Source organism: Streptomyces sp. NPDC018045 (assembly GCF_044327445.1).
GTDB lineage: Bacteria > Actinomycetota > Actinomycetes > Streptomycetales > Streptomycetaceae > Streptomyces.
This window is the reverse complement of record NZ_JBIRFL010000001.1, coordinates 907539-921719: the sequence shown is the minus strand read 5'-3', so window position 1 is coordinate 921719 and position 14181 is coordinate 907539. Positions and strand designations below refer to the sequence as shown.

Here is a 14181-nt window from a genome sequence, read left to right as displayed (position 1 = left end):
GGGCACCCGCCCCGTTACTGTCCACTATCTCAGGCCGTCACGGCACGACCTTTTCGATGCGCACGCCACCGCTGCCCGTGACCGTGCCGGAAGCGTTCAGCAGATGCACCTCGCCGAAGAGCCCGCGTCCGGCGGGGGCCGCGCCCGCGACCGATACCTCGGCCGTGACCTGCGTCGATGCTCCGCTACCCAGCTTCACCGGGGAAGATTCGTCCGTCTTGAGCGAGCCCAGCGCGGAGGAGTAATACACATCACGGTAGTCGTAGGCGGTGCTGCCCGCGGGGACCGCGTAGCCGTCCACGACGACGGTGTACGTGCCGGCCGCCGGCTTGGCGATGCTGACCGCCTCGTCCGAGCTGCCGGTGGCCGACGAGGCGACCACCTTGCCGCCGAGCAGGACGCTCAGGTCCAGGTCGGCCTTGACGTCGGCGGGCGCGCCGATCGCGGCGTCCAGTCGGGACGCTCCGCTGCCGACGACGACCTCGTACCGCTGCGACTCGCCTTCCTCGACCGTCGGGCGCTCGGTGCGGGACGAGCCCAGCTCGCCGCCCTTGAGGGTGCCCTCGACGGCGGCGAAGGCATTGGTGACCTTCCAGTCCACCGGGGCCGGGCGGCCGGCCCCGGCCTCGGGCAGGACGCGGACGGCCGGGTCGAAGGCGGCGCCCAGCGCGCTCGCGGTCACCGTGTACGGGTTGTCCAGCAGCGCCGAGGTGCGCCGCGACTCGACCTCGATCTCCCAGACGCCGGGCGCCGCCTTCGACCCGGCGCCCGGCCCGTCCCGGACCGCCGCCCGCCTACCCCGCGAGATGAACCTCCGGTGGCCGGCGGCCGCACCCGGCCCGAGGGCCCGGTGGCCATCGGCGCCCGCCATGATCCCTGTGCGGCGATCGGCGGCAGGCGTTGCGGCGCGGTTCACCCGTGGGCCATACCGGCTGCCAACGCTCCCAGGTGAGAGGGCGGTTGCGGGCGTCTCGCGCCGCCCTCGCCGCCGCCCGTCCGTACCAGGGAGCTCGTGCATGTCCCGTACACGGTCCGCCGCCCCCGCCGCGCCCACCGCCGCAACCGTCCGCACCGCGCCCGCCGTCGACCGCCGGGCCTTCCTCGCCGCCGGCGGTGCCGTCGGCGCCACGGCCGCGCTCGCGCTGGCGTACGGGACCGGCGGTGCCCGGCCCGCCACCGGTCCCGGCGCACTCGCCGCCCCCCTCGTCGCACCGGAACCGGTCGCCGCGCCGCCCGTACCCCCGGTGCCCTACACCGAAGGCACCACCCTCGCCTCGGTGTCCGCCCCGGGCGGCGGCGCGGCCGGGTACCGCCGGCTCGCCGAAGGCCCCGGCTGGGGCCGCGTCGTACGCCGTGACCTCGCCGCCGCACACCCCGGCCGGGACGACCGGCGCACCGTGCTGGCCGCTTTCGTGCAGCTCACCGACCTGCACCTGGTCGACGTACAGCATCCGCTGCGCTACGAGTACCTCCGGGTGCGGTCCGCCGGTGCCTGGCGCCCGCAGGAGGCGCTGTCCGTCGCCGGCGCGGTCTCCCTCGTGGAGCGCGTCAACAGCCTGCCCGGCGGGCCCGCCACCGGGGCGCCGCTGTCCTTCGCGATGACCACCGGCGACAACACGGACAACAACGCCGGCCTCGAACTCGACTGGTTCCTGACCGCGCTGAGCGGCGGCCGGATCACCCCCAACTCCGGCGACCCGCGCCACTACGAAGGCGTGCAGAACAGCGGCCACCCGCTCTACTGGCAGCCGGACAGCGCCCTGCGCGACGCCGACAAGCTGCGCGGCTTCCCCGGCATACCCGGCTTCCTGGCGGCGGCGACCCGTACGGTCACCAGCCCCGGGCTGCACCTGCCCTGGTACTCGACCGTCGGCAACCACGACGCGCTGCCCGCGGGCTGCTGCGCCCCCGACGACCCGTTCCTGGCGGAAGTCGCGGCCGGCGGGCGCAAGCTGGAACTGTTGCCGGCCGACGAGGCCCTCCGCGCCTACCTGGCGGTGCGCCGCGGCCCGGGCCCCGGCAGACGGGACTTCGCGGACCTGCTGAGGGCGCACGGTAGGCGGGCGCGCTCCGTCACCCCGGACGAGCGCCGTGTCCCGTTCACCCGCGCCGCGTACCTGCGCGCGCACCTCGACCCCCGGTACACCGGCCCGGGCCCGCACGGCCACGGCTACACGCCGGCCGACCTCGACGCGGACCGGCTCCACTACACGTTCCGCATCGCGGAGAACGTGGTGGGCATCAGCCTCGACACCACCGACCCCGGCGGCCACCACACCGGCTCCATCGGGGCGGGGCAGCTCCGCTGGCTCGGCCGTACGCTGCGGGCGCACGCGTACGAGCACGTCCTGGTCTTCAGCCACCACACCAGTACGTCCATGGACAACACCCTGCCCGACCCGTCCCGCCCGGCCGAGCGGCGGCACGGCGGGCCCGAGCTGCTCGCCCTGCTCTCCCGGCACCGCAACGTGCTGGCCTGGATCAACGGGCACAGCCACCGCAACCGCGTCACCCCGCACGGCACCTTCTGGGAGGTCACCACCGCCTCGCACATCGACTTCCCGCAGTTGGCCCGGGTCGTGGAGGTGACGGACAACCGGGACGGCACCCTGTCCCTGTTCACCACGCTCGTGGAGTCGCACGCGCCGCACCGTACGGACTTCGGCGACCTCTCGCAGCGGGGTCTGGCGGCGCTCTACCGCGAACTGTCCTGCAACGCTCCCGGAGCCCGGAGCGATCTCGCCGGCGGCCCGGGCGACCGCAACACCGAGCTGCTGCTGGGACGGCGCTGAGCGGTGGGCCACACACGGCCCCGGCCGGCGTCAGCGCGGCAGCGCCACCACGTACGGCCCCGGCTCGTGGTCGTCCGCCGCGATCAGGGCCGTACGGATCACTGCTGCCTGCTGCTCCGGCGCGTCCCGCAGCTTGCGCGGGGTGACGTGGACGACGGTGATGCCCAGCCGCTCCAGGCGCTCGCGCTTGCGGTTGCACTGCGCGCGGAGCGCGTCGTCCTCCTGGCGCGGCGCCCGCGCGTCGATCTCCACGGCCACCGCGTGCTCCGGCCAGTACGCGTCCATCCCGCCCAGGTACGGGCCGCCGGGCAGCCGCAGGTCCACGTTCCACAGCGGGTCGGGCAGGCCGTACCGCCGCACCAGCTCGTACAGCCGCCCCTCGGCCAGCGCGCGGCCCTCGGCCAGCAGGGCGTGCACGGCGTCCACCACGTGCGGCAGGTTCAGCAGCCGCGCCTGGCTGAACTCCCGGACGACCGCGGTCGCTTCGCAGTGGCCGCCGCGCACCGCCTCGGTCAGCAGCCGCCGTACCGTGCCGGCGTCCGAGAGTCCGCCGACGGCGTCCGCCAGCGCCCGGGGTACGGGGGCGACCGGCACCCCGGTGACCTGCTGCGCGGGCGGCATCACCGATGCCCGGACGACCTGCGCGAAGCCGGTGCTGCGCAGCCGCCGGGTGCGGGGCACCAGCACCTCGATGCGGTCCAGGGAGAGCAGCGGGGGAGCGGCGGAGAAGCGGTGCAGGGCCAGTGCCGCCAGCCCGGTGATCATCGGCTCCTCGGCGGGCGCCGCACTGCTCTGCGCGGGGACGGCGGGCGACCGGCCCGCCGCGTACAGCAGCACCGCGTGCAGGCGTTCCTCGCTGGTGGGCGGCCCGGGGTGGAGCAGGTGCACGCCCGGCAGCACCTGCTGCCAGGGGCCGCCGGGGCGGCACCGCTCGGCGGCTTCCGCCGCGCCGACGCCGTGTTCCCGGAGCTGACGGCCGGTCATCACGCGGGGGCCGGCGCCGGAGCGGCTGTGCAGGGGACGGGGGGAGAGCGGGGTGGGGGACTCCCCGCCGGAGGTTGGGGAAGTAGGGTTCATGCCCCGGCCATTCCCGCCGCCGTCCCGCCTCCTAACGCCTGTTACACGCCCGTCGACAAATCCGGACAACGCCGTCCTAAAGTACGGGCGTTCGACTGCCGAAAATCGCCGGTCCGGCCGGAGTCGGCGCCCGTGCGCGCGCCCGGGCACACGGCCGGGACTCGCACACGGGCGCCGGGTGTCAGCGTGCGGCCTGCGCGTCGCAGGACTGCGCGCGCAGCCCCCGCGCCAGGTCGTCGCGCGCCTCCGACACCAGCCGCCGCAGCGCGGCCGGCGCCTCCGGGTGTCCGGCCAGCCAGGCGTCCGCCGCGTCCAGCGTCTCCCGGCGGTCCTGGTGCAGCGGGAACAGCCCCCGGACCACGGCCATGCCGATCTCGATCGACCGCTCCCGCCACACCCGCTCGACGGCGTCGAAGTAGCGGGGCGCGTACGGGGCCGTCAGCTCCCGCTGCGACGCCTGGACGAAGCCGGAGATCGTCGCCTCGACCAGCGCGTTGGACAGCTCGTCGGACTCCACCACGTCGGCCCAGGCCCGCGCCTTGACCTCGGCGGAGGGCCGGGCGGCCAGGCAGCGTACGTGATGGCGGCGGCCGGACGCGGTGTCGTCGCGCCGCAGTTCGGTGTCGACGGCGGCCTTGTCGGCGGCGCCGTGCGCGGCCAGCGGCTCCAGGAACGTCCAGCGCAGCTCCTGATCCACCTCCAGGCCGTCGATCTTCGCCGTGCCGTCCAGCAGGCCCTGGAGGAGCTGGAGGTCGGCGGCCGTGGTGGCCACCGAGGCGAAGAAGCGCGCCCAGGAGAGCTGGTGTCCGCTGCCCGGCTCGGCCAGCCGCAGTTCGTGCAGCGCGCCCTGCGCCAGTTCCCGCGCGGCCTGCTCGCGGTGCTCGGGCGAGGTGTAGTGCGTGAGCGCGTGATCGGCCTGGGCGTGCAGCGACTGGAGCACACCGATGTCCGACTCGCGGCCCGCGAAGCGCAGCACCAGGTCGAGGTAGTCACGGGCGGGCATCAGCCCGTCGCGGGTCAGGCCCCACACCGCGGACCAGCACAGCGCGCGCGAGAGCGGTTCGGTGATCTCGCCGAGGTGGCCGCGCAGCGTGGCCAGCGACCGCTCGTCGAAACGGATCTTGCAGTACGTCAGGTCGTCGTCGTTGACCAGGATCAGTTCCGGGCGGTCGGCGCCGGTCAGCTCGGTGACGACCGTGCGCGGACCGGAGACGTCCAGCTCGGCGCGGGCGTAGCGGACCAGCGCGCCGTCCGCGTTCTCCCGCCGGTACAGGCCCACGGCCACTCGGTGCGGGCGCAGTTCGGGGCGCTCGGGGGCGGCTTCCTGGAGGATGCCCAGCTCGGTGATGCGGCCTTCGGCGTCGTAGGTGGCCTGCGGGGTCAGGGCGTTGACGCCCGCCGTCTCCAGCCAGGAGCGCGACCAGGTGGCCAGGTCGCGTCCCGAGGTTTCCTCCAGGACGGACAGCAGGTCGGTCAGGCGGGTGTTCCCGTACGCGTGCCGCTTGAAGTAGCGCCGCGCGCCCTCCAGGAACGCCTCCCGCCCCACGTACGCCACGAGCTGCTTGAGGACGGCCGCGCCCTTGGCGTACGTGATGCCGTCGAAGTTGAGCTTGGCGTCCTCCAGGTCCCGGATGTCGGCGGTGACCGGGTGGGTGGAGGGAAGCTGGTCGGCGCGGTACGCCCACGCCTTGCGGCCGTTGGCGAAGGTGATCCAGCCGTTGGTGAAGCGGGTCGACTCCACCAGCGACAGCGCGCCCATGAAGTCGGCGAACGACTCCTTGAGCCACAGGTCGTCCCACCATTGCATGGTCACCAGGTCGCCGAACCACATGTGCGCCATCTCGTGCAGGATCACGTTGGCGCGGCGCTCGTAGGACGCGTCGGTCACCTTGCCGCGGAAGACGAACTCCTCACGGAAGGTCACACAGCCCGGGTTCTCCATCGCGCCGATGTTGTACTCGGGCACGAACGCCTGGTCGTACTTCCCGAAGGGGTACGGGTAGTCGAAGTGCTCGTGGAAGAAGTCCAGGCCCTGCTTGGTGACGGTGAAGATGTCCGCGGGGTCGAAGTGCCGCGACAGCCCCTTGCGGCACAGCGCGCCGAGCGGGATCTCCAGCTCGGTGCCGTCGTCGAGGGTGCGCCGGTAGGTGTCGCTGACGTAGTGGTACGGGCCGGCGACGACGGCCGTGATGTACGTCGGGATCGGCTGCGTCTCGGCGAACCGGTACGTGCCCGCCTCGGGCTCGCCCACCCGGGCGCCGTTGCTGAGCACGACCCAGCCGTCGGGCGCGGTCACCTCGAAGCGGAACGGTGCCTTCAGGTCGGGCTGTTCGAAGGTGGTGAACACCCGCCGGGCGTCGGCCGGCTCGTACTGCGTGTAGAGGTAGACCTCGCTGTCCTCCGGGTCGACGAAGCGGTGCAGGCCTTCGCCCGTCCGGCTGTACGCGCACTGCGCGTCGACCACCAGGGTGTTCTCCGCCGCCAGGTCCGCCAGGGCGACCCGGGTACCGTCGAAGACCTCCGCCGGGTCCAGCTCCCGGCCGTTGAGGGTGACGGCGGTGACGGACGGCGCCACGAGGTCGGCGAAGGTGGCGGCGCCGGGCTCGGCGCACCGGAAGCGCACCGTGGTGCGGGAACGGAAGGTCCGCGCGGCCTCCCCCTCCCCGACCGCGGAGCGCAGGTCCAGCGCCACGTCGTACCCGTCGACACTCAGCAGTCCGGCCCGCTCTTGGGCCTCGTCTCGGGTCAGATTCTCACCGGGCACGACGCGACTCCCTCGTCCTCGTCTCGTATATCGAACACTGGGAATCATGGCACGCCGCGCCCCGGTTGAAGCCGGTGACCGATCCTCCGATCGGCCATCGATCCGTATGCCCGAGGAGCAACCGTGTCCGAGACCGCTGCCGCAACCGACCGGACCCCGGCCGACTTCTGGTTCGACCCGTCCTGCCCGTGGGCCTGGCTGACCTCCCGCTGGATGCTGGAGGTGGAGAAGGTGCGCCCGGTGGACGTGCGCTGGCACGTGATGAGCCTCGGCGTGCTGAACGAGAACCGGCTCGACGAGCTGCCGGCGGAGTACCGCGAGAAGAACCGGCCCGGCGGCGTGGTGTGGGGCCCGGTGCGCGTGTGCGTCGCCGTCGAGCAGGAGTACGGCCCCGAGGCCCTGGCCCGCCTCTACACCGCGCTCGGCACCCGCTTCCACCCCCAGGGCCTGCCCCGTACGAAGGAGACGATCGCGGCCGCCCTGGTGGCGGCCGGGCTGCCCGCGGCGCTGGCCGACGCGGCGGACACCGACACCTACGACAAGGAGCTGCGCGCCTCGCACCAGGCGGGCATCGACCTGGTGGGCCAGGACGTCGGCACCCCGGTCATCGCCGTCCCCGGCCCCGACGGGCGGCGGATCGCCTTCTTCGGCCCGGTCGTCACCCCGGCCCCGAAGGGCGAGCAGGCCGCGCAGTTGTGGGACGGCACCCTGATGGTCGCGTCCATTCCGGGCTTCTACGAGATCAAGCGGACACGGACCGAGGGCCCGGTCTTCGGCTGAGCCGCGGCACGAACGGCCTTCCCGGGTACGGGGCACCCGCCGCCGGACGCAGAAGGACCCCCGCGAGTCCTGTCCTCGCGGGGGTCCTTCCGCTATCCGCCTGCCGGGTGAAGGCTGAGAAGACGATCACGAGGCAGGACGCTCAGCAGGGGCGCCGGGGGCGCCGGGCTCAGGGAGCGATCAGCAGGACGTTGGCGCGCTCCTTGGCGGCCGCGTAGCGCTTGGCCACGTCCTGCCAGTTGACGACGCGCCACATCGCCTCGATGAAGTCCACCTTCTGGTTCTTGTACTGGAGGTAGAAGGCGTGCTCCCAGGCGTCGAAGACCAGGATCGGGACCGAGCCCTGGCCGACGTTGCCCTGGTGGTCGTAGATCTGCTCGACGATGAGGCGGCCGGTGATCGGCTCGTAGGCGAGGACGCCCCAGCCGGAGCCCTGGGTGGTGGCCGCGGCCTTGGTGAGCTGGGCCTTGAACTTGGCGAACGAGCCGAAGTTCTCCGCGATGGCGTCCGCGAGCTCGCCCACGCCGTCCTTGTCCAGCGGCTCGCCGCCGCCGTCACCGGTCATGTTGTGCCAGTAGATGCTGTGCAGGATGTGGCCGGAGAGGTGGAACGCGAGGTTCTTCTCCAGGCCGTTGATCGAGCCCCACTGGTCCTTGTCGCGCGCCTCGGCGAGCTGCTCCAGGGTGTCGTTGGCGCCCTTGACGTACGCGGCGTGGTGCTTGTCGTGGTGCAGCTCGATGATCTCGGGGCTGATGACGGGTTCGAGCGCCGCGTAGTCGTACGGAAGTTCCGGAAGATTGTAGGTGGCCATGTCGAGCCCTCCGCTGCTTACGACCTTTAATTGCAATCGACTTGCAACTGCACGCTACCAGCATGAGTGATCACGAATCCTTCGAGGGGCGGGTTCTGGGCCAAAAGAAGGAGGCGGTGCCCGACCTCGGTCCGAGGCCCGGCACCGCCTCCGGAAAAGAGCGGCGCATTCTGGTGAGGTAAGCCTTACCGCACTTGTGATTTCGGTGAGGTAAGCCTTACTTGTTCCTATCCCGCGTCCTTTTGACGTGTCATTCGCTGCTTGGCGAGACCGATGGCGATGAGCACCACCGCGAACCCGCCGGTGAAGTAGAGCTGGACGCGCTGGTTCTCGTCCCGCAGCATCAGCAGCAGCACCGCCACCACACCGGCCAGCGCCACCCACGTCAGCACCGGGAAGAGCCACATCCGTACGACCAGCTTCCCGGGCGCCTCGCGCTCCAGCCGGCGGCGCATCCGCAGTTGCGCGACGGCGATGAAGCCCCAGACGACCAGGATCGCCGCGCCCACCATGTTGAGCAGCCACTGGAAGACGGTCTCCGGCCACCAGTAGCTGAACAGCACCGCCAGGAACCCGAAGGCCGAGCAGAGGACCACCGCGCGGCGCGGCACACCGCCGCTGACCGTGCGCAGGAAGCGCGGGCCCTGGCCGCGGGCGGACAGGGAGTGCGCCATCCGGGAGGAGCCGTAGATGTTCGCGTTCATCGCGGACAGCAGCGCGATCAGGATGACGACGTTCATGATCTGGCCGGCCGCGGGGATGTGCAGGTAGTCCAGGACCGCGACGTACGGGCCGTTCCTGGCGATGTCCGCGTTGTTCCAGGGGATGACGGTGACGATGACGGCCATCGAGCCGACGTAGAACAGGGCGATCCGCCACATCGCAGTGCGCACGGCGCGGGCCACGCCGCGCACCGGGTCCTTGGACTCGGCGGCGGCGATCGTCACCGTCTCCAGGCCGCCGTACGCGAAGACGGAGGCCAGCAGGCCGATCACCAGGCCGTCCGAGCCGTTGGGCAGGAACCCGCCGTCACCGGTCAGATGGGTGGCGCCGGGGGCGGCGGTGCCGGGCAGCACACCGAAGATGGCGAGCAGGCCCAGGACGAGGAAGATGCCGATCGCGGTGATCTTCAGGGCCGCGAACCAGAACTCGAACTCGCCGAAGTTGCTGACCGCCGCCAGGTTGGCCCCGCAGAAGACCACCATGAACAGCAGCACCCACATCCAGGGCTGCGTGTCCGGGAACCAGCCGGTCATGATCCCGGCGGCGCCGATCGCCTCGGCGGCCACCGCCACACAGAGCTGCGCGGTGAACATCCAGCCGGTGGTGAAGCCCGCCCAGGGGCCGATCGAGCGCCCGGCGTGCACGGAGAACGAGCCGGAGGCGGGGCTGGCCGCCGCCATCTCGCCGAGCATCCGCATCACCAGCATGACCAGACAGCCGGAGACGGCGTAGGCGAGCACGATCGAGGGGCCGGCCGCCGCGATGCCCTCCTTGGAGCCGACGAACAGCCCGGCGCCGATCACGCCGCCGAGCGCGATCATCGACAGATGGCGCTGCTTGAGCCCGTTGGACAGGGGGGTGCCGGTCCCCGGGCCCGCCGTGGCGCCGGTGCCGTCCGGGCCAGGTCCGGCGCCCGGGACCTGGCCGGTCCGCTCGCGCTCGGGCGTGGTGGACGAAGGTGTCCGATTCATGGTCGTACCTGTCCCATTAAGTGAGAGCGGAGCGAGACGATCGACGGAAAACGCGCTCAGTTTGAGTGTCTGTGTCCGCTGAGGGCAACAGTCGTGCAGTAGTTGTTCGGTATTCAGACGTGATCGTGACCGGCCGTATTCACACCGTTGTGCGACGTGACCCTGGGTGTTTCCGGAACGGAAGGGGACCCGAGCGCGACGGCCCGTTCCGGCCCGCCGCGTTTCCCGCGCGGCGCGGCGGGCGTCCGGTCAGGCGCCGGACCGCCGGATCCGCCACTCCCGCACCCCCGCGACCAGCAGCACCGCACCGGTCGCGGCGGCCGACCACAGCAACTGCGGCCGGGCGCCGTCGTCGGTGAGCATCAGCACCAGCACCGCCGCCATGGCCGCCAGCGCCGTCCAGGTCAGATAGGGGAAGCACCACATGCGCAGGGTCAGCGTCTGCGGCGCCGTCCGCTCGATCTGCCGCCGCAGCCGAAGCTGCGACACCGCGATCAGGCCCCAGACGAACAGCAGCACCGCGCCGACCGCGTTGAGCATGTAGAGGAAGACGGTGTCCGGCCACAGCAGATTGAGCAGCACCGAGACGAAGCCGAAGGCCACCGAGGACAGCACCGCCCGGCGCGGCACCCCGCCCGCCGTCACCTTCAGCAGCGAGCGCGGTGCCTCACCCCGCTCGGCCAGCGAGAACACCATCCGCGAGGACCCGTAGAGGTTGGCGTTGAGCGCCGACAGCAGCGCCACGAACACCACCACGTTCATGATCTGGCCCGCGCCCGGCACGCCGATGCTGTCCAGCACCGCGACGTACGGGCTCTTGCCCGGCTCCATCGACGACCAGGGCAGCAGGGTCACCACGACCAGCATCGAACCCACGTAGAAGAAGAGGATGCGCCACACCGCGCTGCGCACCGCCCGCGCCACGTTGCGCGCCGGGTCGTCGGACTCGGCCGCGGCGATGGTGACGACCTCCAGGCCGCCGAAGGCGAACGCGACGGCGAGGACGCCGGAGATCACCCCCTGCCAGCCGTTGGGCAGGAAGCCGCCCTGCCCGGTGAGGTTGGCCAGCCCGACCGCCTCGGTGTCCGGCAGCACGCCGAAGATCGCGAGCAGGCTGAGCACCAGGAACAGCACGATCGCGGCGACCTTCAGCGTCGCGAACCAGAACTCGAACTCGCCGAAGCTCTTGACCGCGGTGAGGTTGGCGGCCGTGAACACCAGCATGAAGATCAGCACCCAGCCCCACTGCGGGACGGCGGGCACCCACCCGTTGGCGATCTGCGCCGCGCCGGCGGCCTCCACCGCCAGCACCACCACCAGCAGGAACCAGTACAGCCAGCCCACGCTGAAGCCCGCCCAGCGGCCCAGCGCGCGCTCCGCGTGCACCGAGAACGCGCCGGACGCGGGCATCGCCGAGGACATCTCGCCCAGCATCCGCATGATCAGCATGGCCAGCGCGCCCGCGATCAGATACGAGAGCACGATGCCGGGGCCGGCCACCGCGATACCGGCGCCGGAGCCCACGAACAGTCCCGCGCCGATCACCCCGCCCAGCCCGAGCATGGTCAGGTGGCGCTGTTTGAGCCCGGCGGACAGCGGTTCTCGCTCGCCGGTGCCATCGCCCGGCGACGGCGTTCCTGCGACGGTGGGTGCGTCGTGCATGGACTTGTACTCTCGCAAAGGGTCTTTGGGGGAACCCCACAGGGTCCCGCGTTGTCCCCTCAGTTTCCCCGTCCGCCGCGCGCTACCACAAAATGCACACCTGTCCGGGGAGCGGGCCGTGATGAGCATCACGTGACCTGCGAAGACCGCTGACGCGGCGGTACGGCCCACCGGCCGGGACGTTGTACGGAACTCTCCAAGGACACCATTGCGCCTTTGTCGCCGCCACACGATGATCGGCTCAAGGGCGCTGAACTAACGTCATCGCGTCCACCCTGTTCCGCTTCACCTCACACCCCGCGGAGTTCCGATGAGCACTGCCGACGCAACCACCAGGCCCGGTGCGGTCCTCGCCGATCTGCTGCCCGCAGCAGGCGCCACCCGTGCCCGCGTCCGTGACGCCGCACTGGTCGTCGGCGGCGCCGCGCTCACCGGCATCGCCGCGCAGATCGCCCTTCCGGTCCCCGGCTCCCCGGTCCCGGTGACCGGTCAGACCTTCGCCGCCCTGCTCGTCGGCGCCTCGCTCGGCGCGGGCCGCGGCTTCGCGTCCCTCGCGCTGTACGCGCTGCTCGGCATGGCCGGCCTGCCGTGGTTCGCGAACGGCGCGGCCGGCGCGGGCGGCGCGACCTTCGGCTACGTCCTCGGGATGCTGCTCGCCTCGACCGCGGTGGGCGCGCTGGCCCGCCGCGGCGGCGACCGCGGCGCGCTGCGCACGGCCGGCACGATGGCGGTCGGCACGGCCCTGATCTACGCGGTCGGCGTGCCCTTCCTGGCGCTGAGCACCGGCATGTCGTTCGGCCAGGCGGTGGCGGCCGGTCTCGTCCCCTTCCTGATCGGTGACGCCCTCAAGGCCGCGCTGGCGATGGGCGCGCTGCCCACCGCCTGGAAGCTGCTCGGCCGCCGCGGCTGACCCGCGGGCGCCGTCTCCGCCGTACGGAACCGGACCGGGCCCCGTACCGCCACCTCGCGTGGCGGTACGGGGCCCGGCCGCGTTCCGCGGGCGTACCTCCGGTACCGGCCGTACATCCCGTACGGCCCGTGCTCCCCCGTGGGGCGGCCCACGCCCAGGACCGCCGCCACCCTGCGCGTCTACGACCGGGTCAAGGTGTCCTTCCGGACGTCTTGCTGCCCCGCCGGGCCGCCGCCGTCCACCGGACCGGCGCCGCCCTTGGCGCGCCGCCGGCGGTCCAGCACCAGGCCGAGGATCAGCACGACCACGGCCGCGACCACCGACAGCACCATCTGCTTGCGCCCGTCGGGGTTGTAGAACATGTAGCCGACGACGAAGAGGATCAGCGCGATCGTCGCGTACGTCAGGTACGGGTACAACCACATCCGTACGGTCAGCCGCTCCGGCATCTCCCGCTCGATGACCTTGCGCATCCGGAGCTGCGAGAAGCAGATGACCAGCCAGACGAAGAGCGCCACCGCTCCGGAGGAGTTCAGCAGGAACTCGAAGACGGTGTCCTTCGAGGTGTAGCTGAAGATCGTCGCGACGAAGCCGAAGGCCACCGACGCCCAGATGGCGGTCGCCGGGACGCCGCCCTTGTTCACCCGGGCGAAGGACTTCGGCGCGTCGCCGCGCTCGCCGAGCGAGAACGCCATCCGGGAGGCCGTGTAGAGGCCGGAGTTCAGGCAGGACAGCACGGCGGTGAGCACCACGATGTCCATGACGGTGCCGGCCGCCGGGATGTCCAGCGACCGCAGCACGGCCACGTACGGGCTCTTGTCGAGCGCCGGGTCGTCCCACGGCAGCAACGTCACGATCACCGCGATCGAGCCGATGTAGAAGAGCGCGATCCGCCAGATGACGCTGTTGACGGCCTTGCGGACGGCCTGCACCGGGTTCGGCGACTCGCTGGCCGCCAGGGTGACGATCTCGCTGCCCATGAAGGAGAAGACCACCAGCAGCATGCCGGAGAGGATCGCGCCGGGCCCGTTCGGCAGGAACCCGCCGTGGCCGGTCAGATTCGTCAGCCCCACCGCGTGGTCGCCGGGCGGCAGCCCGAAGATCGCCAGCGCGCCGATCACGATGAACACCACGATCGCGACGACCTTGATGCCGGCGAACCAGAACTCGAACTCGCCGAACGAGCCGACCGAGATCAAGTTGGTGCCGGTCAGCACGATCATCACCAGCAGCGCCCACGCCCACTGCGGGACGGCGGGGACCCAGCCGGTGAGGATCGAGGCGGCGGCGGTGGCCTCGACGGCCAGCACGACCGACCAGAAGAACCAGTACAGCCAGCCGATGGTGAAGCCCGCCCAGCGGCCCAGCGCCCGGTCCGCGTACGCGGAGAACGAGCCGGAGGTGGGGGAGGCGGCGGCCATCTCGCCCAGCATCCGCATCACCAGGACGACCAGCAGGCCGGTCAGCGCGTACGAGAGCAGGATGCCGGGGCCGGCGGCCGCGATGCCGGCGCCGGAGCCCACGAAGAGGCCCGCGCCGATCACCCCGCCGATGGCGATCATCGACAGATGGCGGTTCTTGAGACCTGCCTGAAGACCGTCGGGAGACTGGCCTCCGCCGGGGCCGGCGCCGGGGTCACCGGCGGTCTTGCCCGCGTTCATGGTCGGCGGATGCGCGCCCATGTGCACCGT

General features: G+C 72.0%; 9 protein-coding genes and 1 pseudogene. 3 read left to right on the top strand and 7 right to left on the bottom strand.

The genetic code is table 11. The features are described 5' to 3' along the window. Nucleotides 1-37 precede the first annotated feature (37 nt). Nucleotides 38-748, bottom strand: a pseudogene (locus tag ACH4EB_RS03930) (pre-peptidase C-terminal domain-containing protein); the annotation flags it as partial. Between the two features lie 268 nt (nt 749-1016). On the opposite strand from ACH4EB_RS03930, the gene ACH4EB_RS03925 reads away from it, so the two are divergent. Then, the gene (locus tag ACH4EB_RS03925) at nt 1017-2792 is read left to right on the top strand and encodes a TIGR03767 family metallophosphoesterase (RefSeq protein ID WP_398345665.1); all 1776 of its coding nucleotides are present in this window, start codon (nt 1017-1019) and stop codon (nt 2790-2792) included. Nucleotides 2793-2822: 30 nt separating this feature from the next. On the opposite strand, the gene ACH4EB_RS03920 is transcribed toward ACH4EB_RS03925, so the two are convergent. Then, nucleotides 2823-3869: a hypothetical protein gene (locus ACH4EB_RS03920; protein WP_398345664.1), complete on the bottom strand. Its 1047-nt coding sequence runs from the start codon at nt 3867-3869 to the stop codon at nt 2823-2825. Nucleotides 3870-4050: 181 nt separating this feature from the next. Next, nucleotides 4051-6633 carry an aminopeptidase N gene (gene pepN, locus ACH4EB_RS03915; RefSeq protein WP_398345662.1) on the bottom strand — a complete coding sequence of 861 codons (2583 nt, stop codon included), beginning with the start codon at nt 6631-6633 and terminating at the stop codon, nt 4051-4053. Between the two features lie 123 nt (nt 6634-6756). On the opposite strand from pepN, the gene ACH4EB_RS03910 reads away from it, so the two are divergent. After that, complete coding sequence (locus ACH4EB_RS03910) at nt 6757-7413, top strand: disulfide bond formation protein DsbA (RefSeq protein WP_398345661.1); 657 nt, start codon at nt 6757-6759, stop codon at nt 7411-7413. 169 nt (nt 7414-7582) lie between these two features. Here the strand turns inward: ACH4EB_RS03910 and ACH4EB_RS03905 are convergent, their stop codons facing one another. The 3 genes from ACH4EB_RS03905 to ACH4EB_RS03895 form a co-directional block, all read right to left on the bottom strand. Continuing rightward, nucleotides 7583-8224, bottom strand: coding sequence for a superoxide dismutase (locus ACH4EB_RS03905; protein WP_398165930.1), 642 nt, complete (start codon nt 8222-8224; stop codon nt 7583-7585). A gap of 227 nt (nt 8225-8451) precedes the next feature. Then, entirely contained in the window at nt 8452-9918 is a 1467-nt protein-coding gene (locus ACH4EB_RS03900) for an amino acid permease (protein ID WP_398345660.1), read from the bottom strand. Between the two features lie 249 nt (nt 9919-10167). Further along, nucleotides 10168-11580 (bottom strand): amino acid permease, encoded by a 1413-nt coding sequence (locus ACH4EB_RS03895; protein ID WP_398345659.1) that lies wholly within the window; start codon nt 11578-11580, stop codon nt 10168-10170. A 310-nt stretch (nt 11581-11890) separates the two neighbouring features. Here ACH4EB_RS03895 and ACH4EB_RS03890 point away from each other — a divergent pair, with 310 nt between their 5' ends. After that, nucleotides 11891-12490, top strand: coding sequence for a biotin transporter BioY (locus ACH4EB_RS03890; RefSeq protein ID WP_398345658.1), 600 nt, complete (start codon nt 11891-11893; stop codon nt 12488-12490). A 179-nt stretch (nt 12491-12669) separates the two neighbouring features. Here the strand turns inward: ACH4EB_RS03890 and ACH4EB_RS03885 are convergent, their stop codons facing one another. Then, nucleotides 12670-14172 (bottom strand): amino acid permease, encoded by a 1503-nt coding sequence (locus ACH4EB_RS03885; protein WP_398345657.1) that lies wholly within the window; start codon nt 14170-14172, stop codon nt 12670-12672. Nucleotides 14173-14181: the final 9 nt, after the last annotated feature.

Bases quoted from the DNA above. Each gene is read 5' to 3' on its own strand.
- ACH4EB_RS03925 (WP_398345665.1), top strand. From the start codon at position 1,017: ATGTCCCGTACACGGTCCGCCGCCCCCGCCGCGCCCACCGCCGCAACC.
- ACH4EB_RS03920 (WP_398345664.1), bottom strand. From the start codon at position 3,869: ATGAACCCTACTTCCCCAACCTCCGGCGGGGAGTCCCCCACCCCGCTC.
- ACH4EB_RS03905 (WP_398165930.1), bottom strand. From the start codon at position 8,224: ATGGCCACCTACAATCTTCCGGAACTTCCGTACGACTACGCGGCGCTC.
- ACH4EB_RS03885 (WP_398345657.1), bottom strand. From the start codon at position 14,172: ATGGGCGCGCATCCGCCGACCATGAACGCGGGCAAGACCGCCGGTGAC.
- ACH4EB_RS03900 (WP_398345660.1), bottom strand. From the start codon at position 9,918: ATGAATCGGACACCTTCGTCCACCACGCCCGAGCGCGAGCGGACCGGC.
- ACH4EB_RS03895 (WP_398345659.1), bottom strand. From the start codon at position 11,580: ATGCACGACGCACCCACCGTCGCAGGAACGCCGTCGCCGGGCGATGGC.
- ACH4EB_RS03890 (WP_398345658.1), top strand. From the start codon at position 11,891: ATGAGCACTGCCGACGCAACCACCAGGCCCGGTGCGGTCCTCGCCGAT.